At 71.2% G+C, this 19,480-nt stretch carries 21 protein-coding genes; 13 read left to right on the top strand and 8 right to left on the bottom strand.

Annotated elements, in window-relative coordinates:
- Nucleotides 1-122: 122 nt before the first annotated feature.
- The 3 genes from C6C15_RS16405 to C6C15_RS16395 all read left to right on the top strand — a co-directional run bounded on the left by C6C15_RS16405 (nt 123) and on the right by C6C15_RS16395 (nt 2,518).
- A complete protein-coding gene (locus C6C15_RS16405; RefSeq protein ID WP_105950864.1) occupies nt 123-1,367 on the top strand; it encodes a sensor histidine kinase in 1,245 nt (414 codons plus the stop codon).
- The gene (locus tag C6C15_RS16400; protein ID WP_105950653.1) at nt 1,364-1,987 is read left to right on the top strand and encodes a response regulator; all 624 of its coding nucleotides are present in this window, start codon (nt 1,364-1,366) and stop codon (nt 1,985-1,987) included. Before C6C15_RS16405 ends, C6C15_RS16400 begins: the two co-directional genes overlap by 4 nt.
- A 78-nt stretch (nt 1,988-2,065) precedes the next feature.
- On the top strand, nt 2,066-2,518 hold the full coding sequence (locus tag C6C15_RS16395) for a DUF2871 domain-containing protein (RefSeq protein WP_105950652.1): 453 nt from the start codon (nt 2,066-2,068) through the stop codon (nt 2,516-2,518).
- 4 nt (nt 2,519-2,522) lie between these two features.
- Here C6C15_RS16395 and cycA read toward each other — a convergent pair whose 3' ends face one another.
- Entirely contained in the window at nt 2,523-3,992 is a 1,470-nt protein-coding gene (cycA, locus tag C6C15_RS16390) for a D-serine/D-alanine/glycine transporter (protein ID WP_435873134.1), read from the bottom strand.
- A 171-nt stretch (nt 3,993-4,163) separates the two neighbouring features.
- On the opposite strand from cycA, the gene C6C15_RS16385 reads away from it, so the two are divergent.
- Entirely contained in the window at nt 4,164-5,636 is a 1,473-nt protein-coding gene (locus C6C15_RS16385) for an MATE family efflux transporter (RefSeq protein ID WP_105950651.1), read from the top strand.
- A gap of 114 nt (nt 5,637-5,750) precedes the next feature.
- Nucleotides 5,751-6,152 (top strand): hypothetical protein, encoded by a 402-nt coding sequence (locus tag C6C15_RS16380; RefSeq protein ID WP_158698578.1) that lies wholly within the window; start codon nt 5,751-5,753, stop codon nt 6,150-6,152.
- Between the two features lie 3 nt (nt 6,153-6,155).
- On the opposite strand, the gene C6C15_RS16375 is transcribed toward C6C15_RS16380, so the two are convergent.
- Together C6C15_RS16375 and C6C15_RS16370 are read right to left on the bottom strand one after the other, a co-directional pair.
- A complete protein-coding gene (locus tag C6C15_RS16375) occupies nt 6,156-7,865 on the bottom strand; it encodes an AMP-binding protein (RefSeq protein WP_105950649.1) in 1,710 nt (569 codons plus the stop codon).
- Between the two features lie 42 nt (nt 7,866-7,907).
- On the bottom strand, nt 7,908-8,375 hold the full coding sequence (locus C6C15_RS16370) for an Lrp/AsnC family transcriptional regulator (protein ID WP_025102769.1): 468 nt from the start codon (nt 8,373-8,375) through the stop codon (nt 7,908-7,910).
- 112 nt (nt 8,376-8,487) lie between these two features.
- Here C6C15_RS16370 and C6C15_RS16365 point away from each other — a divergent pair, with 112 nt between their 5' ends.
- Complete coding sequence (locus C6C15_RS16365; protein ID WP_060923526.1) at nt 8,488-9,726, top strand: trans-sulfuration enzyme family protein; 1,239 nt, start codon at nt 8,488-8,490, stop codon at nt 9,724-9,726.
- Nucleotides 9,727-9,876: 150 nt separating this feature from the next.
- The gene (locus C6C15_RS16360; RefSeq protein WP_105950648.1) at nt 9,877-11,304 is read left to right on the top strand and encodes a hypothetical protein; all 1,428 of its coding nucleotides are present in this window, start codon (nt 9,877-9,879) and stop codon (nt 11,302-11,304) included.
- A 94-nt stretch (nt 11,305-11,398) separates the two neighbouring features.
- On the opposite strand, the gene C6C15_RS16355 is transcribed toward C6C15_RS16360, so the two are convergent.
- Nucleotides 11,399-11,869 (bottom strand): acyl-CoA thioesterase, encoded by a 471-nt coding sequence (locus C6C15_RS16355; RefSeq protein ID WP_081811533.1) that lies wholly within the window; start codon nt 11,867-11,869, stop codon nt 11,399-11,401.
- A gap of 136 nt (nt 11,870-12,005) precedes the next feature.
- On the opposite strand from C6C15_RS16355, the gene C6C15_RS16350 reads away from it, so the two are divergent.
- Entirely contained in the window at nt 12,006-12,620 is a 615-nt protein-coding gene (locus C6C15_RS16350) for a ClpP family protease (protein ID WP_105950647.1), read from the top strand.
- Nucleotides 12,617-13,219 carry a ClpP family protease gene (locus C6C15_RS16345; protein WP_060922568.1) on the top strand — a complete coding sequence of 201 codons (603 nt, stop codon included), beginning with the start codon at nt 12,617-12,619 and terminating at the stop codon, nt 13,217-13,219. Before C6C15_RS16350 ends, C6C15_RS16345 begins: the two co-directional genes overlap by 4 nt.
- 70 nt (nt 13,220-13,289) lie before the next feature.
- Here the strand turns inward: C6C15_RS16345 and C6C15_RS16340 are convergent, their stop codons facing one another.
- The 3 genes from C6C15_RS16340 to C6C15_RS16330 all read right to left on the bottom strand — a co-directional run bounded on the left by C6C15_RS16340 (nt 13,290) and on the right by C6C15_RS16330 (nt 14,840).
- A complete protein-coding gene (locus C6C15_RS16340; protein WP_105950646.1) occupies nt 13,290-13,640 on the bottom strand; it encodes a helix-turn-helix domain-containing protein in 351 nt (116 codons plus the stop codon).
- Nucleotides 13,641-13,702: 62 nt separating this feature from the next.
- Complete coding sequence (locus C6C15_RS16335; RefSeq protein WP_105950645.1) at nt 13,703-14,173, bottom strand: MarR family winged helix-turn-helix transcriptional regulator; 471 nt, start codon at nt 14,171-14,173, stop codon at nt 13,703-13,705.
- 16 nt (nt 14,174-14,189) lie between these two features.
- Complete coding sequence (locus C6C15_RS16330; RefSeq protein ID WP_105950644.1) at nt 14,190-14,840, bottom strand: GTP cyclohydrolase II; 651 nt, start codon at nt 14,838-14,840, stop codon at nt 14,190-14,192.
- A 106-nt stretch (nt 14,841-14,946) separates the two neighbouring features.
- Here C6C15_RS16330 and C6C15_RS16325 point away from each other — a divergent pair, with 106 nt between their 5' ends.
- A complete protein-coding gene (locus tag C6C15_RS16325) occupies nt 14,947-15,786 on the top strand; it encodes a sulfurtransferase (RefSeq protein WP_105950643.1) in 840 nt (279 codons plus the stop codon).
- Here the strand turns inward: C6C15_RS16325 and C6C15_RS16320 are convergent.
- Nucleotides 15,774-16,700, bottom strand: a complete 927-nt coding sequence (locus tag C6C15_RS16320) for a hypothetical protein (RefSeq protein ID WP_105950642.1) — start codon at nt 16,698-16,700, stop codon at nt 15,774-15,776. The genes C6C15_RS16325 and C6C15_RS16320 overlap by 13 nt on opposite strands.
- A gap of 290 nt (nt 16,701-16,990) precedes the next feature.
- Here C6C15_RS16320 and C6C15_RS16315 point away from each other — a divergent pair, with 290 nt between their 5' ends.
- The 3 genes from C6C15_RS16315 to C6C15_RS16305 are packed head-to-tail and all read left to right on the top strand — an operon-like array spanning nt 16,991 to nt 19,480.
- Nucleotides 16,991-17,641 carry an acyl-CoA synthetase gene (locus C6C15_RS16315; RefSeq protein ID WP_105950641.1) on the top strand — a complete coding sequence of 217 codons (651 nt, stop codon included), beginning with the start codon at nt 16,991-16,993 and terminating at the stop codon, nt 17,639-17,641.
- Entirely contained in the window at nt 17,638-17,997 is a 360-nt protein-coding gene (locus C6C15_RS16310) for a hypothetical protein (RefSeq protein WP_060922574.1), read from the top strand. Before C6C15_RS16315 ends, C6C15_RS16310 begins: the two co-directional genes overlap by 4 nt.
- A 49-nt stretch (nt 17,998-18,046) precedes the next feature.
- Nucleotides 18,047-19,480: an MFS transporter gene (locus C6C15_RS16305; protein ID WP_105950640.1), complete on the top strand. Its 1,434-nt coding sequence runs from the start codon at nt 18,047-18,049 to the stop codon at nt 19,478-19,480.

The following is a 19,480-nucleotide window of genomic DNA, read 5'->3' as shown; positions in this document are numbered from 1 at the left end:
TACCTCCGTTCGAATCGCCTGATTGGTTCCAAATCCGGGCCGGATGCCGCCAATCGGGCGATTCGAACCGGGTCGACCGAAGGATGGAGGCGCACATCGGCCCGGCGGACGAGAATGTCAGCATGCCGACCGGAGACACCGCCGAGACCGACCACGCGGCAGGGCGGACGGGAGCACGCACGCGCTCCTGGGGGCGCCTGGTCACGTCGCTCCGTGTCGACCAGGCCGTCATCACCGTCGTGCTCACCGTCGTCGGCGTCGTCCGCTCCCTCGCCGACGGGGTCCCGGTGCCGTGGCTGCTCGCGACCGCCCTCGCCTTCCTCGGCTGGTACGGCGGCGGACTCCTGCTCTCCTCCCGCACGGACGACCGGGCGCTCGCCGCGGGCTGGCTGCTGGGGCTCACGGCCATCTGGCTGGGGGCGGTGGCGCTGTCGCCGGAGTTCGTCTGGCTGGCGTTCTCGCTGTGGCTGCTCGCCGGCTTCCTGCTGCGACTGCGATGGGCCGTGCTGCTCAGCATCCTCATCCTCGCCGTCGTCATCGTCGCGCCGCTGCTGCACACCGGGACGACCACCTACGCGAACGTGATCGGGCCGCTGGTGGGCGGCATCTTCGCCCTCGGGATCTCCCGCGGCTATCTGGAGCTCGTCCGCGACGGGCGGGAGCGGCGGCGACTCATCGCGTCCCTCGTCGCGACGCAGCAGGAGATGGCGGCGCTCCAGGACGAGCTCGCACGGACCCAGCGGGAGTCCGGCGCCGCTGCCGAGCGCACGAGGGTGTCGCGCGACATCCACGACACGGTCGCCCAGAGCCTGTCGTCCATCGTCCTGCTGGCGCGGTCGGCCGCCGAGCACGAGGACGGCCGGGAGCGGGCACTCGGGCAGATCGGGGCCCTCGCCGCGGAAGGGCTCGCCGACGCCCGACGCATCGTCGACGACCTCATGCCCGCCGAGCTGGACGGCTCCGCGCTGAGCGACGCCCTCGCCCGGATGCTCGAGCGCCTGACCGCCGAGACCGGGATCGCGGCCACCCTCCATGCCGACGAGGATCTGCCCGCACTCGGCCTCGACGCGGAGGTCGCCCTGCTGCGGACGGCGCAGTCCGCGCTCGCCAACGTGCGCAGCCATGCCGCCGCGACCCGGGTGGTGGTGACCCTCGCGGACGCCGGCGACGCCGTGCGGCTGGACGTGGTCGACGACGGTCGCGGGTTCGACCCGTCGCGGCTGGACGCGGCGGGGCCCGGCGGCGGCTACGGCCTGCGGGCGATGCGCGCCCGACTGCGCGAGCTCGGCGGCGGTCTCGACGTGGAGAGCGCCCCCGGCGACGGCACCGCGCTGTCCGCCCACCTGCCCCTGGGAGGCCGGTCGTGACCCCCGTGCGGATCCTGCTTGTCGACGACCACCCCATCGTGCGCGCGGGCGTGCGCTCGCTGTTCGACCGCCGCGACGACGCCGAGGTCGTGGGCGAGGCCGCGTCGGGGGAGGAGGCGGTCGTGCTCGCCCGGCACCTGCGTCCCGACGTCGTCCTCTGCGATCTGCGGCTGGGGGTGGGCATGGACGGTGTGCAGACGACGGCGGCGCTCCGGGCGCTCGACCCGGCGCCGGCGGTGCTCATCCTCACGACGTTCGACCGCGACGCCCAGATCCTCGGCGCGATCGAGGCCGGGGCGGCGGGGTATCTGCTCAAGGACATCGACCCGGAGGACATCGTCCGGGCCGTGCGACAGGCCGCATCGGGTGGGCAGGCGCTGACGCCGGAGCTCACGGCGCGCGTCGGCCGCGCCCTCCGCGCCCCGCGGGTGCAGCTCACGGGGCGCGAGCTCGACGTGCTGCGGCTGCTCGACACCGGGGCCTCGAACCGGGAGATCGCGAAGGCGCTGTTCGTCACGGAGGCGACGGTGAAGACCCACCTCGTGCACGTCTTCGAGAAGCTCGGGGTCGACAGTCGCGCGAAGGCGGTCGCGATCGCCAGGGAGTCCGGACTGCTCTGACGCCCGCGGCCTCAACCGTTCGATGGATCCGCAGCGACGGCCCCACGGCGAGGCTGGAGGCAGACAGAAAGGACTCCCATGCGCAGGCTCTTCACCGCCGCGTTCGCCTCCATGCTGGTGGGCGTCGCCTCCGGACTCTTCTACCGCGAGTTCACCAAGATCAACGGTTTCCCCGAAGGGGCGCCGACGCAGCTCGGACTCGTGCACACGCATCTGCTCGTACTGGGCTTCGTCGTCTTCCTCGTGGTGATGCTCCTGGAGAAGGCGTTCGCGCTCTCCGAGAGCCGCCTGTTCGGCTGGTTCTTCTGGACCTACACCGCCGGGCTCGTGCTGACCTCGGCGATGCTCGTCTGGCACGGCTGCCTCACGGTGCTCGGCCAGGAGTCCACGAAGATGATCGCCGGCATCGCGGGCGTGGGGCACATGCTGCTCGCCGCCGGCATGGTGCTGCTGTTCCTCGCGCTCCGCCCCCGCGTCTTCGCCCCGAAGGTCGCGGCCCCCCAGCCCGCGACCCTCGAGTCGGTGGCCTGACGCCTCAGTCGGCCGGGATCGTGTCGTCGCGCAGGTACGCGATGTGGGCGGCGTGGCGCTCCAGGTGGTGCGGCGACTTCCGCACGAACAGCCAGGCGACGATGAGGATCGCGAACCAGATCGGCGTCACGAGCAGGGCGATCAGCGTGTCCGGCTGGGTGGTCAGCGCCCAGAGGATGAACAGGAAGAACGCGAGCACCACGAACACCATGAACACGCCGCCCGGCATCTTGAACGCCGAGGTCGCCGCCTTCTCCGGACGACGGCGCCGGTACACGAGGTAGCTGCAGAGGAAGATCGTCCACACGAACATGAAGCACACGGCCGACACCGTGGTGACCATCTCGAACGCCGTGCCGATGTCCTTGCCCGCGTAGAGCAGCACGACGCCGGACAGCAGCAGGATGCAGGACAGGAACAGCGCGTTCTGCGGCACGCGGCGCTTCGAGAGCCGGCCGAAGAACCGGGGGGCGTCGCCGTCCTGTGCCAGCCCGAAGACCATGCGCGAGGTGGAGTAGATGCCGGAGTTCGCGCTGGACATCGCCGAGGTCAGCACCACGAGGTTGACGACGGTGGCGGCGATGCCGAGCCCGGCGAGGGCGAACATCGCGATGAAGGGGCTCTCGCCGGCGACGTACTCGGTCCACGGCGTGACGGACATGAGGATGATGAGCGCGCCCACGTAGAACAGGAGGACCCGGATCGGGATGGCGTTGATGGCCTTCGGGAGGTTGCGCTTCGGGTCCTTGGTCTCCGCGGCGGCCGTGCCGACGAGCTCGATGCCGACGAACGCGAACACCGCGATCTGGAAGCCGGCGACGAATCCGAGGAAGCCGTGCGGGAACATGCCGCCGTGCTCCCACAGGTTCGAGAAGCTCGCGGTGCCGGCGTCGTGGGAGAACCCGGTGAAGATCATCACCAGGCCGGTCACGATGAGGGCGACGATCGCGACGATCTTGATGAGCGCGAACCAGAACTCCATCTCGCCGAACGCCGCGACGGTGGGCAGGTTGAGCGCCAGGAGGATCACGACCACGAGGAGGCCGGGGATCCACAGCGGGATGCCGGGAATGAGCGCATCGGTGTACCCGGCGATCGCGATCACGTCGGCCACGCCCGTGACCACCCAGCAGAACCAGTACGTCCAGCCGGTGAAGAAGCCCGCCCACGGGCCGAGCAGGTCGCTCGCGAAGTCGCTGAACGACTTGTACTTGAGGTTCGACAGCAGCAGCTCGCCCATCGCCCGCATGACGAAGAACAGCATGAACCCGATGATCATGTAGACGAAGATCACGGAGGGGCCGGCGACGGAGATCGTCTTGCCGCTGCCCATGAACAGGCCGGTGCCGATCGCCCCGCCGATCGCGAGCAGCTGGATGTGCCGGTTGCTGAGCGCGCGCCGCAGGTGCTCCTCGCCTCCGGCTCCGTTCTGCCCCTGGCGGATGGCCCCCGTGTCTTGCTTCGTCACGCTCATCTCCTCCGGTCGTCCTCGACTGATGCAGAGTAACCACCGTGGCCCGCTCGTCCGAAATCGACGCCCCGGCGGCGGCGATCCGGTCCGGGGTGTTCCGTTCGCCCGAAACGATTCGATAAACTGGGCGCACCCCCGATCCATCCCCTCTTTCCCTGCGAGCCCCTTCCTTTCATGGCCACCACCCTCACCACGGGCCGTCCGTGGCGCGTCATCCTCGCCTTCTCGATCCCGCTCCTGCTCGGCAACGTCGTGCAGCAGCTCTACCAGTTCGCCGACGCGATCGTCGTCGGACGCCACCTCGGCGTCCAGTCCCTCGCCGCCGTCGGCGCGACGGGCAGCCTGCTCTTCCTGCTCCTCGGCTTCGCCTGGGGTCTGACGAGCGGCTTCGCCATCCCCATCGCCCAGGCCTTCGGTGCGCGCGACGACGCCGCCGTGCGCCGCTCGGTCGCCACGGGTGTGCTCCTCAGCGGCATCACGAGCGTGGTCCTCACGGTGGTCGCGCCGCTCATCGCCGGGCCGATCCTCGCGCTGCTGCAGACGCCGCCCGAGCTCATGGCCGAGGCGACGGTGTTCACGCAGATCAGCTTCCTCGGCGCGGGCGCGACGATGTTCTTCAACTACCTCTCCGCCATCATCCGCGCCATCGGCGACTCGAAGACCCCGCTGGTGTTCCTCACGGTCTCCTGCGCGCTCAACGTCGGCCTCGTGGTGCTCATGGTCGGTCCGCTGGAGTGGGGCGTCGCGGGTGCCGCGCTCGCCACCGTGGTCGCACAGGCCGTCTCGGTGATCCTCTGCCTGGAATTCGTGCGCCGGCGGCTGCCCATGCTGCACCTGCGTCGCTCGGACTGGCGCATCTCCCGGACCGACATCGCCGACCACCTGCGCCTCGGTCTCCCCATGGGCTTCCAGGCCTCGATCATCGCGATCGGGACCCTCACGGTGCAGGTCGCCCTCAACACTCTCGGCGCCGACGCGGTCGCGGCCTACACGACGGCGTCCCGCGTGGACAGCCTGGCGGTCGCCCTGCTCTCCTCGCTCGGGCTCGCCGTGTCGATGTACGCGGCGCAGAACCACGGTGGTCGTCGCCCCGACCGTATCCGGCGCGGTGTGGTCGAGGCCACCTGGATGGCGGTCGCGGCGGCGATCGTCCTCGGCGGGCTGCTCATCGCGTTCGGCGCGCCGATGGTCCGGCTGTTCGTCGGGGACGGCTCGGACGATGTCGTCGACATGGCGCACCGCATGCTCATCATCAACGGCTGCGGCTACTGGGCGCTCGGCATGCTCTTCGTGCTCCGCGGCGCGCTGCAGGGACTCGGCCACGCGCTGGTCCCGACGGTCACCGGCGTGATCGAGCTCGTGATGCGCGTCGTCGCCGCCGTCGTCCTCGGGGCGATGATCGGTTTCGACGGCGTGGCCCTCAGCAACCCGCTCGCCTGGGTGGGCGCGATCGTGCTCCTCGTGCCGGCCTACGTCAAGGCGCATCGCGCGCTGGCGACGCAGCCCGTGGCGCCGGCCGAGGCCACCGAGACCTCCGCGATCGCGATCGTCGGCCCCACCGACGGCTCGATGGTGGTGGACGCGGTCGTCACCCGCCCGGTCCGCGTCGTGCGGCCCCGCCGGCTGCGGTGGCCGGTCCGGCGCTGATCCGCGGATATCCACCGGAAGGATGACCCGGATCGGACTTGAGACGGATGGCCTTCCGGAGAGACACTTCTAGTGTCGAAGGTGCGGAGGGGTTCCGCCGGACGGGGGGTCGTCATGACGACATTGGGAGTGGCCAGAGACCTGGCCGCCATTCTGGTACCGATCGGATACGTGGGTGCGGCGCTGGCCGCGGTCTGCGCGATCGTGGCCGCGATCGCGATCATCCGCGGAGCCGGGGGGCTCGCGGGCGGCGCGGTCGGATTGTGGATAGTGTGCGCGCTGATGAGCTTCACCGCGAGCTTCGCGAACCAGTGGCTTCCGCTGATCGCGGCCGGCGCGTCGCTCGTGGGCATGCTCGTGATCGGCGGGATCGTGCGCGCGATGCTCACGGCCGGCGGCTTCGAGTCGCGACGCCGGGCCGCACGCGTGAAGCCGGCGCCGGCGACCACGACGACGGCCACGCTCATGACCGGCTCGACCGCGACGCCCACGGCGCCGGTCGCCGTCGTCTCCTAGCGTTCAGCGGTAGTCGCGGTCGCGGTGCTGCCGCGCCTCGTCGCCCGCGGCCACGCGGGCGCTCTCGCGTGCCCGCAGCTCGACGCGGCGGATCTTCCCGGAGATGGTCTTCGGAAGCTCCGGCACGAACTCGATGATCCGCACCCACAGGTGCGAGGACAGCCGTTCGTGCGCGTAGCCGAACACGGCGCGCGCGGCGGCCGCCTCGTCCGCGCCCGCGTCCGGCGTCAGGCACACGTAGGCCTTCGGCACCGCGAGGCGCGTGGGGTCAGGGCTGGGGATGACGGCCGCTTCGACCACGAGGTCGTGCTCCAGCAGCACGGACTCGAGCTCGAACGGCGAGATCTTGTAGTCGGAGGCCTTGAACACGTCGTCGGAGCGCCCGATGTAGGTCAGGTAGCCGTCGGCGTCGCGCACGGCGATGTCCCCGGTGTGGTGGAAGCCCCCGGCCCGCGACTCCGCGGTCTTCTCCGGATCGTCGTAGTACCCCGCCATGAGGCCGAGCGGCGGCTGTGCGAGGTCGAGCGCGATCTCGCCCTCGTCCTCCACGACCTCGCCCGTCGACGGGTCGAGCAGCACGACCGGGTAGCCGGGCAGCGGACGGCCCATCGACCCCACCTTGACGGTCTGCCCGGGGGAGTTGCCGATGCAGGCGGTCATCTCCGTCTGCCCGAAGCCGTCGCGGATCGTGCCGCCCCACGCCTCGCGCACCCGGTCGATGACCTCGGGGTTCAGCGGCTCGCCGGCGCCGACGAGCTCCCGCGGAGGGTGCGCGAGCCGCGAGAGGTCGGCCTGGATGAGCATGCGCCAGACCGTGGGCGGGGCGCAGAACGTCGAGACGTGGTGGGTGTCCATGACCTCCATGAGCGTGTTCGCATCGAAGCGGTCGTAGTTGTAGACGAACACCGTCGCCTCGGCCAGGAAGGGGGAGTAGAAGCTCGACCAGGCGTGCTTGGCCCACCCGGGGGAGGAGATGTTGAGGTGCACGTCGTCCGGGCGCACGCCGAGCCACCACATGGTGGAGAGGTGACCGACGGGGTAGGAGACGTGGGTGTGCTGCACGAGCTTCGGGCGGTTCGTCGTGCCGGACGTGAAGTACAGCAGGGCCGTGTCGCCGGCGGGCGTCGGGCCGTCCGGAACGAACTCCTCCGTGGTCGCGTCGGCATCCGCGAACCGCTTCCAGTCGGCAGGCAGCGACGCGCCGACCCCGATGCGCAGGACGTCGGGGTCGATCCCCTCGAGGCGGTCGGCCAGGGCGCCGAGGGTGACGACGGCGCCGGCGCGGCCGTGCTCGATGCGGTACGCGAGGTCGGAGGCCGACAGCAGCGTCGAGGTCGGGATCGACACCGCGCCCAGCTTCGTGATCGCGAGCATCACCTCCCACAGCTCGATCGTGTTGTTGAGCATGACGATCACGTGGTCGCCGCGGCGGATGCCGAGGCTGCGCAACCAGGCGGCGACCTGGTCGGAGCGGGCGGAGAGCTCCCCGTACGTCCAGGACCGGAGGCTGAGGTCGGCCTCGACGATCTGCACGGCCGGACGGTCGGGGTTCTCCCCGGCGATGACGTCGAACCACTCGAGCGCGAAGTTGAAGGCGGTCAGGTCGGGCCAGGCGAACTCGCGGCGTGCGGCGTCGTAGTCCGTGGCGTGCGTGAAGAGGAGGTCCCTCATCCCGCGGATCGCTTCGGTGGCGGGGGTGGCACGACGGCTCATGGTGCTCCTTTGCAACGGCGTCCCTCCATCCTGCCCCCTCGTTCAGCGGGGGAGGAAACCCGTGCCGTCGCGGAGCTCGAACACGAGCTGGGTCTCGGTGCCGCGGACGACGGGGTGGACGGTGATGTGCTCGAGCACGATGTCGCGGAGAGCGGTCGCGTCCTGCACGGCGACGTGCACGAGGAAGTCGTCCACCCCGGCGACGTGGAACACCTGGAGCACGCGGGGGATCGCGACGAGCGCGTCGAAGAGCGCCGTGACCTTGGGCCCGGTGTGATGCGCGAGGCGAACCTTGATGATCGCCTGCAGGGGGTAGCCGAGCGCGGAGCCGTCGAGGCGGACGCGCGTGTCGCGGATGACTCCGCGCTCACGCAGGCCGCGGATCCGGTGGGCGCAGGTGGATTCCGCGAGTCCGAGGCGGTGGGCCAGAGCCTTGTTGGTGACGGCCGCATCGCGGCTCAGGGCGGCGAGCAGCTCCAGGTCGATCTCGTCGAGTTGCGCTTTCGCCAACGTGTCCTCCTCGGTACGGCCGGATGTTGCACAGAATAGCGAGGATCCCGGATTCAGTGAGGTGTTCTGTCGAAGACCAGCGAGAATCTCGCGATTCGGCCAGCGTGGAGGGATGACCGCACCGCTGCATCCCGACACCGTGGCCGTCCACAGCGGCCGTGCCGACCTCGAGGCGCTCGGGGTCCACGCCCTGCCGATCGACCTCTCCACGACGAATCCGCTGCCCGACGTCGAGCGCGGCGGTGACTCGTACGAGGCGATGGCGACCGGGGGCCGCCCGCCGCAGGACGGCAGCATGGTCTACGCCCGCCTCTGGAATCCGACGGTCGCGCGCTTCGAGGATGCGCTCGCCGAGCTGGAGCACGCCGAGGCCGCCGTCGCCTTCGGCTCCGGGATGGCGGCCATGACCGCCGTGATCCTCGCGCACACGGGTGCCACGGGAGCGCGGCACGTCGTCGCGGTGCGTCCGCTCTACGGAGGGACCGACCACCTGCTCGGGTCCGGTCTGCTCGGCGTGGAGACGACGTACTGCCGTCCCGACGAGGTCTCCGCCGCGCTGCGCGCCGACACCGGACTCGTCGTCGTGGAGACGCCGGCGAACCCGACCCTCGAGGTCGCGGACATCGCCGAGGTCGTGCGGCAGGCGGGGAGCGTGCCGGTCGTGGTCGACAACACGTTCGCGACCCCCGTGCTGCAGAACCCGATCGATCACGGCGCGGCGATGTCGCTGCACAGCGCCACCAAATACCTCGGCGGCCACGGTGATGTCATCGCCGGCGTCGTCGCCTGTGACGAGACGACCGCGGAGGCGCTGCGTCGCGTGCGTGCGGTGACCGGGGGGCTCCTGCACCCGCTCGGCGCGTACCTGCTGCACCGCGGTCTCACGACCCTGCCGGTCCGCGTGCGGCACCAGCAGGAGAGCGCTCGTCGCATCGTGCAGTGGCTGGTCGATCGGCCCGAGGTCGCCGAGGTCTTCTATCCCGGGCTCGACGGGGATCCGCGCGGCATCCTGGAACGGCAGCTCCGCGGGCCGGGGGCGATGATCGCGTTGCGGCTGCGCGGCGGCTATGCAGCGGCGGCGGCGGTGGCCGGGGGGACCCGCCTCTTCACGCACGCCGTGTCGCTCGGGGGTGTGGACTCCCTCATCCAGCACCCCGCCGCGCTCACGCACCGCCCGGTCCCCGCGGAGGCGCGTCCCGCCGCCGACGTCCTGCGTCTGTCCATCGGCCTTGAGAACCTCGACGATCTCCTCGCCGACCTCGCGCACGCCTTCGCCGCTCTCGCCGACCCACCCCTTTCCGTGCCTCCCACCCCGGAAAGTGCGTCACATATGGGGGTGGCTCGTACATAAGGGGCTGGGTCGGCGATTGTGCGAGGACGACAAGAAACTGAGTCCCGGCAGAGGTGGGACTTGGTATCTGACGGCAAAACCGAGGGGTCGGGGAGAGGGCGGGCCTACAGTCGCGGGTGGCAACGACGCCACTGACCTCGGGAGTCCTCAATGACGAGTGAAAAGACCCACGCGCACGGCCTCGGCATGCGCATCGCCGTGATCGTCCTCAGCCTTCTGCTGGCGGCGATGGTGCTGCTGTTCTTCGCCACGATGAGCAAGGTGTCCGCGGGCGCCTCGGAACTCGCGGACGGCACGACCACCGCGCAGGGGGGATCCTCGGACCTCGCCGCAGGAGCAGCCGACCTCGCCGCGGGAGCCGACGAGCTGGCCGCGGGCACGCAGGATCTCGCGGCAGGCACCGCGACGGCGCAGCAGGGATCGGTGAAGCTCAGTGACGGCGCGACGACCGCCGCCGCAGGTGCCACGACGCTCGCCGAGGGCGCGGGTACCCTCGCCGCAGGAGCCGCCACCGCTCTCGACGGTGCGGGACGGGTGAGCGGCGGAGCGCAGACGGCGCTCGCCGGATCGCAGGAGCTCGCGTCGAAGATGGCGGCGGCGGACGCCGGAGCCCGGCAGCTCGTCGACGGCGTGACCACTCTCGCCGCCGGTGTCGACGGCGCGCACCGGTACGCGAACGGCGTGCTCGAGGGCGCGACGACCCTCAGCACCACCCTGCGCGCCGGAGTGAGTGCCGACGTGCAGAAACTCGCTCACCCGGACACGCAGACGCTGCTGACGGGCGTCGCCACGAGCGCTCCCGGCAACGCGCGGACTCTCGCCGCCGGTCTGCAGGGTCTCCTCGCTGCGAACCCCGCCGATGTGCAGCTCCAGCAGCTCGCGGCGCTCGCCGCCGGCGTCGAGAAGCAGGTCGGCGCGCTGGCCGCTCCCGCCGCGGCTGCTCCGGGCCTCGCACAGGGACTTATCGGCGCCGCCGACGGCTCCGCTCGTGTCACGGCCGGCGTCGGTGCGCTCATCAACGGCGACCCCTCGAAGGGGTGGCCGGGGACCGTGGTGCTGGTCTCCCCGAAGGGCGCTCCCGCCCTCGTGGCCGGAGCGCAGACGCTGCAGGACGGCACCTCCCGTCTCGCGGCAGGCGCGGCAGATCTCTCGTCCGGGCTGCAGACCCTCTCGACCGGAGCATCGTCGCTGTACACCGGAACCGCGGAGCTGAGCGCCGGCGCGGCGCGGCTCGACGAGGGCGCCGGGTCTCTGGCCACGGGCGTCAGCGCGCTGCAGTCGGGTGCCGGCGACCTCCGGTCCGGGATGACCGAACTCCGCACCGGCGCCGACGCAGTCGCCGAGGGCTCCGGCACCCTCGCGGCCGGAAGCGCGAAGCTCGACGCGGGCGCCGCGGACCTCGCGGCCGGCAACGGGCGCATCGCCGACGGCTCCGGCACGCTCGCGACGGCCACCGCGGGCGCCGCGCCTTCCCTGCTCCCGTGGATCCTCGGGATCGGTCTCGTCGGCCTGATCGCGAGCGGCTTCTGGATCGGCCACCGCGTCACCCACCGGCGCGCGGTCCTCGCCCTCGCCTGACCGTCGACCCACCCCTTTCCGCGCGACCCACCCCCGTAAGTGACGCACTTTCGGGGGTGGGTCGACCGCAAGGGGGTGGGTCGGCGAATGAGGGTCAGCGCTTCGGGAGGGGGATCGTGCCGGTGGCGATGCGCTCGGTGGGCATGCGGTCGCGATCGTAGGTGATCTCGTCGTAGCCGTGCGGGGTGGGCAGGCCGTCCTCGCCGATGCTGACGAACACGATCTCGTCGATGGTGAGGATGCGCTTGCGGGTGATCATGTTGCGCGCGACGGCCCGCATGGTGAGCGAGGTGGTGCCGAATCGGGTGGCCTGCAGCCCGATCTCGATGAGGTCGCCCTGCACAGCCGACGCCTCGAACGTGATGGCGGAGATGTGCCGGGTGACGACGCGGTAGTTGCCGAGCTGCACGATCGCGTAGATCGCGGCCTCCTCGTCGATCCACTTCAGCAGGCTTCCGCCGAACAGCGTGCCGTTCGCGTTGAGGTCTTCCGGACGCACCCATTTGCGGGTGCGGAAGTTCAGGCCGTCCTCGGACTGCCATGCCGGTGCTTTCTGTTTCGCCATGCCCCGAGGCTAGGCGGGTCGTGCGTCGGCGGTGTTACGTCGCGTTTTCCGGCGGGTGCACACTCCGCCGCTCACAGCGGATCTGCTCCGGGCGGATTCGCTCCCCCCAGCGTCGGAGGAGCCGGATGCTGGGGACATGAGCGAAGAAAAGCCCCTCCCGCAATTCGGCCCCGAAGCCCGGCGCGCCCTGTTCCACGAGCGGGTGCTCGTCCTCGACGGCGCCCTCGACGACGACAACGGCACCCTCCTGATGACGCAGCTCCTCGGCCTCTCCGCCGAGGATCCGGCGGCCGACATCGCCCTCTGGATCCACTCGCCGGGCGGGTCCGTGCCATCGATGCTGGCGATCCGCGACCTCATGCACCTCATCCCGAACGACGTCTCCACCCTCGCCCTCGGCCTCGCCTGCAGCGCCGGGCAGTTCCTGCTCTCCGCGGGGACGAAGGGCAAGCGGCGCGCTCTCCCGCACGCGAGGATCCTCATGCACCAGGGCTCGGCGGGGATCGGCGGATCGGCGGTCGAGATCGAGGCGCAGGCCGACGACCTCCGGCACATGCGCGACACCGTCCTCGGCCTCATCGCCGACGACACCGGTCAGCCCCTCGCCCGGATCTTCGAGGACTCCCTCCACGACCGCTGGTACACCGCGGCCGAGGCGCAGGACTACGGGTTCGTCGACGAGATCGTGCAGTCGACGGCGGAGATCATGCCGCGTCGTCGTGCGCGCGTGGGACTGGGGGTGGACGCATGAGCGGCTACACGATCCCGAACGTCATCGCCCAGCATCCGCGGGGCGAGAGGGTCATGGACGTGTACTCGCATCTGCTCGCCGAACGCGTCATCTACCTCGGCACCGGCATCGACGCGGGGGTGGCCAACGCCCTCATCGCGCAGCTCCTGCACCTCGACGCGGACAGCCCGGAGACCGGCGTCCAGTTCTACATCAACAGCGAGGGCGGCGACCCCGGTGCCGCGCTGGCGATCTACGACACCATGCAGCACATCCGTCCGCGGATCGCGACGACCTGCGTCGGGCAGGCCATCGGTCCGGCGGCCCTGCTCGTCGCGGCGGGAGCGCCGGGGGAGCGGGCGGCCCTCGCCCATGCGCGCATCGTGCTGCATCAGCCGGCCGGTCAGTCGCGCGGAGCCATCCCGGACCTCATCCTCGCGGCCGACGAGGTCGTACGGGTGCGCGCGGACATGGAGACGATCCTGGGTCGGCACACCGGCCGCTCCCTCGCGGAGCTCCGCGCCGACACCGACCGGGACCGGGTCTTCACCGCCGCCGCCGCCCTCGACTACGGCCTCATCGACACCGTGCTCGGTCCCCGTGATCCGGAGGCACGATGAGGTGACGGGTGCACGACGGATTCCCGGAGTCCGTCGTGCACCCGGACTCCGGTCGTGCAGATGGAACGGGTCAGGCGGCGAGGGCGAAGGCGCCGCGGGAGGCCGTCACCGCCGCCGCAGCGGGCGCGGCCTGACGAAGCTCCTCGGCGACCGCGCTCGTGAGCTCCACGAGGGTGGCGTCCAGGGCCCCGGCGATCGCGGCGATCATCTCGCTGGACGGCTCTTTCCGACCGCGCTCGACCTCGGAGAGGTACTGGGGCGAGACCCCGGCCTTCTCCGCGGTCTCGCTGAGGGTCTCCCCGCGGTCATGACGACGCCGCCGGAGCTGATCCCCGAGCAGGTCGCGCCACAGCGGCTCGGGGCCGCTCGACGGCGGACGGACGGGATGCGGGGCGCGGGGGAACGGGACGATGTCGGCCATGCCTCACGATAAGCCGCCGTCTGTGCGGCGATCGAGACGTTCTGCTCAGAGCAGAACGCAGCTCACAGCGCCGCCGTGACGCCGGGAAGCAGCGCGCCCAGGATGTCCTGCAGCCGCTGCCGATCCTCCGCGGACAGCGGGTCGAGGATGAGCTCGCGGATCTGGGCGACGTGGACGGGCGCGGCCACCCGGAGCATCTCCCGGCCCGCCGGGGTCAGCGTCGCGGAGAGCGTGCGCTTGTCCGTGGAGCACGACGTCCGCTCCACCCACCCGCGCTCCTCCAGGGAGTCCAGGGCGTGGCTCAGCCGCGATCGGCTGAGTCCGGCGATGCGCGCGAGCTCGGTCATGGTGACGGCGTCCTCGCCCTGCCCGGCGAGGGTCACGAGGATCGCGTAGCGGGCGTGGTTCAGGCCCACCTCGTCCTTCAGTGCCCGGTCGAGGACCTGGGGCAGCAGCTGGACGAACCGGATGATCGGCAGCCACGTCGCGAGCTCGTCGTCGTCGAGCCGCCGCGGGTGCCGCGTCTCGCTCATGTCGTGCTCCTCGGGGTCACGCCGCGGTCAGGTCGATCGTGTGCGCCGTGTGGTCGCGCTTCGCCTGGAGGTAGCGCGAGTTCGCCTCCGACAGGTGCACCTCGGTGCGCACCCGTTCGGTGACATGGATGCCGAGGCCGTCGAGCTGTGCGGCCTTGTCGGGGTTGTTGCTGAGCAGGCGGATGCGCTCGACCCCCAGCGCTCGCAGCATCTGCGCCGCGACGGTGTAGTCCCGCTCGTCCTCGCCGCGGCCGAGGGCCACGTTCGCCTCGTAGGTGTCGAGGCCCGCGTCCTGCAGGGCGTAGGCGTCGAGCTTGGCGTAGAGCCCGATGCCGCGGCCTTCCTGCCGCAAGTACAGGAGGAAGCCGCCCTCCGCGGCGATCCGCTCCACGGCCTCCCGCAGCTGCGGTCCGCAGTCGCAGCGCTCCGAGCCGAACACGTCTCCCGTGAGGCACTCGCTGTGCGGGCGGACGAGAGGGGCGTCCCCGCCTTCGGCGGAGCGGGCGAGAGCCGCCTGCCAGTCGCCGAGGCCGAGCAGCAGGTGCTCGCGTCCGTCCACGAGGCCGTCGAAGGTCACCACGTCGGCCGTCGTGGTGAAGCCGTCCGCGAAGCGCAGGGGTACCCGCACGCGGGTACGCTCCGCGGCGACCGTTGAAGTTTCAATCATGTGAGGGGAAACGCCGGGGACGCGTGGCTATTCCCGGGCTGCGAGCACCATGTCCGTCCGTGACGGCGACGGAAGCGCGGCGACGCGCACTCGGTAGCCTCGCACCATGAGCCACTTCGTCTCCGCGACCGAACTCCACGACCTCCTCGACGACGGCGCCCCGATCCGGGTCGTCGACGTGCGCTGGCGCCTCGATCGTCCCGAGGCGGGCCCGGGCGACTACCGCTCGGGTCACATCCCCGGCGCGGTGTTCGCGTCGTTGGATCAGGAGCTCTCCACGCCCGGAGCGCCCACCGAGGGTCGGCATCCGCTCCCGTCGACGGAGACCCTGCAGGCGGCGGCCCGGCGTTGGGGCGTGCGGCAGGGCGACACCGTCGTGGCCTACGACGACACCAAGGGACTCGCGGCGGCCCGGGCGTGGTGGCTGCTGCGGCAGGCCGGGGTCGACGTCCGGGTGCTCGACGGCGGGCTGCGCGCCTGGACCGCGGCCGGATACGACCTGGCGACCGACGACGTCGTGCCGGAGACCGGTGACGTCGTCCTCGCGGATCCCGGCCAGGACGCCCTCTCGATCGACGAGGCGGCGGCGTTCCCGGAGACCGGGGTCCTGCTCGATGTGCGCGCCCCGGAGCGCTACCGCGGCGAGACCGAGCCGCTCGACCCGATCGCCGGACACATCCCCGGTGCCCGGAACCTCCCCACCACGCGGCACCTCGACGAGACCGGGCGCATCCGAGACCGTGACACGGTGCGGGCGACGCTCGCCGAGATCGGGATCACCGCGGAGACGCCGGTCGCGGCCTACTGCGGATCGGGCATCACGGCGGCGCACACGGCTCTGGTCCTGCACGAGGTGGGCATCCCGGCGAAGGTCTTCCCCGGCTCCTGGAGCCAGTGGTCGAACACGCCGGGGCGGCCGGTCGCGACGGGCGATCAGCCGGGCTGATCACCCTCGCGAGGACCGTACCCCCAGCGCAGCCCGAGGGCGCCGGGACCGAACGCCCGGCGCACCTGATGCACCGACGTGCCGCGAGGCCGGGGGAGCGCGGTGACGACGGTGCCTCCGGCGGTCTCGACGAGTTCGTCGCACCAGTCGGGGACGGCATCGGGGTGGAAGCGCGTCCACACGAGCAGCTCCCGAGCCTGCCGGGAGAGGGCGTGCCCGGTCTCCCGATCCGAGGGGTGGCCGGGCTCGTACTGCACCGACCACTCGACCACCGCGGTGTCCGGGGCCGCGAGGGGCACGTCGAGCTCGATCAGCGCACCGTGCGCCTCGCCGTTCGGATGGGAGTAGCGGGCCGTGACCCGTCCGCCCGCCACGGCCGTCAGGAGCGGCGGAGGTCCGGGGACCCCGGGGGTGAGGTCGAGGACGGGGATGGCCGTGATGACCCCGGTGGTGGACTGCACGATGCTGCGGGTGAGGCACGAGGACACCTCGCCGTCGGCGTCCACGTCCGTGACCGAATGGACGGTGAGCTCCCGCGACGTGTCCGGATAGGTGGCGCCGAGGGCGGCGTAGACCTCACGGACCGCCCGCTCCATGTCGACCTGCTCCAGCGGGAACCCCTGCGGGCCCAGCGGCCCCGTGCGGTGCGGGCGCAGGAGCCGGCTCAACGCCCCGCTGTCGAGGCACAGCAGATCCTCGATGTCGGCGAGAGCGGCGAGCGACTGCGGTCCTTCCGGGCGGCGGGCCCCGGACCGCCAGTAGCTCAGCGTGGCCATGGAGACGCGGTTGCCCCGGTCGCGGAGCTGCCGCTGCAACCACGACAGCGTCACCGGTCTCGCGTTGATCGCATCTCGCAGTGCCGCGGCGAACGCGTCCGGCGTCGCCCCTCTTCTCTCGCCGTCCCCAAAACCCATCACAGCCCCCACCCGGTATGTGAAGAACACATCTCTAGAGTGAGCATACGACCGCACGCGCACACCTCAGGGGACCAGGTGAGCAAGTGGGTCACGGGGCTGCGATGTCGCGGGGAGGGTGCCCGACCCTGCGGCAGTGGCCCGACGCAGTGATGCCCCCCTTGCTGCGTATGTCGTGAAGCCCGGCAATCGATCTGGGGAGATCCGCCGGGCTTCACGAGCATCCCCGGGCGCTTCCGGCTCCTGGCCCCGCGTAGACTGGTGGGGAAACCCCGGAGGATCTGGCCGTCATGTCTGTCCCTGCTCGCGCGTTCACCATGCGCCACGTGCAATTGCTGCGCGCGCTGTTCGCCGCCGTCGCGGCCCTGATGATCACCTTCTCCTCGGATCACTCCGCGGCGGTCGGTCTCGCCGTCTTCAGCGGTTTCGCGCTGGTCACCGCCCTCGTGCACATCCTCGCCGCGTGGCTCGTCCTCCCGTCGGGGTCGCGCTGGTCGGCGATCCTCCTGGCGGTCGTGAGCGCGATCGCCGGCATGGCCGGCGGCGTGCCGGCCTGGCGCACGGACGACATGTTCTTCATCGTGCTCATCACCTGGGGCGTGCTCAGCGGCGGCCTCGAGCTGCTCGCCGGCATCCGCGCCCGCCGCGTCGGGGGAGCGCTCGCCACCGACGCGATCACGGTCGGCGCGCTCGGCGTGCTCCTCGCGGTCGTCCTGCTGCTGATCCCGTCGGGCTTCGTCCAGGAGTACACGATCGAGAAGGCGGGCACGTTCGAGCTGTCCGGCATCATCCTCGGCGTGGGGATGTTCGGCGGGTATGCGGCCATCGTCGCCGTCTTCCTCGGCATCGCCGGCCTCACCCCGAAGCGCGCGGACGCCGATGACGTCGCTGCCGCCCCCGAGAACGATGCGGCTCCTGTGGAGCACGGAGGAGAGCGATGAGCGACGACAAGCCCACCCGACGGGACATCCTGCGGCCCCTCCACCTGCTCGGCATCGCGCTCGGTTGCGGCGTGTTCGCCATGGTGGTCACCCTCGTCTCCACCGGCGCCTTCACCCTCCGCGTGAACACCGCCATCGCGAACGGCACCTACGAGGGCCTCACCCCGGTGGCGCTGAGCCTCGTCGTGGGCGGCGGCGCCTTCATCGCGACCCTTCTGATCCTCGCGATGCTCATGCTCGCGGTCGATCCCGCCGACGTCACGAAGACCGTCGACCGCCCCGTGCTGTACGACGCGGAGGACGAGGGCGCGAGCGACGGCACCACCGACGAGCCGGGACGCCCCGCCTCGTCGTGACGCGGAGATCGGGCGGAATATCGGTGAGGTCGTTCCGCTTGTCTCTGGAGTGACTGCCTCCGTCGACCGCGCCTCCATCGGACTCCGGTCGGAGCGGGGACCCATCCTCGGCGCGCTCATGCTCGCCACCGGCCTCATCGCGATCGACGCCACGATCCTGGCGACCGCGGTGCCGAGCATCGTGCGCGACCTCGGCAGCTACCAGCAGTTCCCGTGGCTGTTCTCCGTTTATCTGCTGGCGCAGGCCGTGAGCGTGCCGATCTACTCGCGGTTCGCCGACACCGTGGGCCGCAAGCCGATCATCCTGCTCGGCATCGCCCTCTTCCTGCTCGGATCCGTCCTCTGCGGCTTCGCCTGGAGCATGCCGGCGCTGATTGTCTTCCGCATCATCCAGGGCATCGGCGCCGGTGCCGTCGCGCCGATGTCGATGACCATCGTCGGCGACATCTACACGGTCGCCGAGCGCGCCAAGGTGCAGGGATACGTCGCCAGCGTCTGGGCCGTCTCCTCGGTGGTGGGCCCCGCACTCGGCGGCATCTTCGCCCAGCTCGACGCCTGGCGCTGGATCTTCTGGATCAACGTGCCCCTGTGCCTGATCGCCGGATGGATGTTGCTGCGCACGTACAGGGAGCAGAAGCAGACCCAGCGCCACAGCATCGACTACGGCGGAGCGGTGCTGCTCACCATCGGACTCACGGCGCTCATCCTCGGCATGCTGGAGGGCGGGAACGCCTGGGCATGGCTGTCCGTGCCGAGCGCCCTCTGTTTCGGGATCGGGGCGGTCGCGCTGGTCGCCTTCGGGTTCGTCGAGCGCCGGGTGGCGGAGCCGATCGTCGATCTGCGCCTCGTGACCCGTCGGCTCATCCTCACGACCACGTTGGTCTCGCTCGGCATCGGGGCCCTGATGCTCGGCGTGACGAGCTTCGCCCCGGCCTACCTCGAGGGGTCCCTGGGGATCGCCCCGCTGCTGTCGGGTCTGGCGGTGGCCGCTCTGACACTCGGCTGGCCGCTCGCCGCCGCGAACGCCGGACGGCTGTACCTGCGCATCGGCTTCCGTCGTACCACTCTCATCGGCATGAGCATCACGACCGTCGCGGCCGTCGCGCTCGCCGCCGTCGCCTCCTGGCCGAACCCGTTCGTCGTCGCCGGCATCGCGTTCCTCCTCGGCTTCGGGCTCGGGTGGAGTGCGGCCCCGACCCTCATCGCCGCACAGGCCTCGGTCGGCTGGGGAGAGCGCGGAGCGGTGACCGGGATGAACGCGTTCGCGCGGTCAGCGGGAAGCGCCGTGGGTGTGGCGGTGTTCGGGGCGATCTCGAACGCGGTCATCGCGCAGGGCGCGGGACCCGACGACCCCGCGACGATCGTCCACGCGTCGGTGTGGGTTTTCGTCGCGGTCGCCGTGACCGCGGTTCTCACCCTCCTGGCGGCGTCGTTCATGCCGAAGGACAGGGTCGACGAGCACTCCGGGGAGTCGGGCTCCTAG

The organism is Microbacterium sp. str. 'China' (genome assembly GCF_002993305.1).
Taxonomy (GTDB): Bacteria; Actinomycetota; Actinomycetes; order Actinomycetales; family Microbacteriaceae; genus Microbacterium; species Microbacterium paraoxydans.
This window is presented reverse-complemented; position numbering and strand designations above follow the sequence as displayed.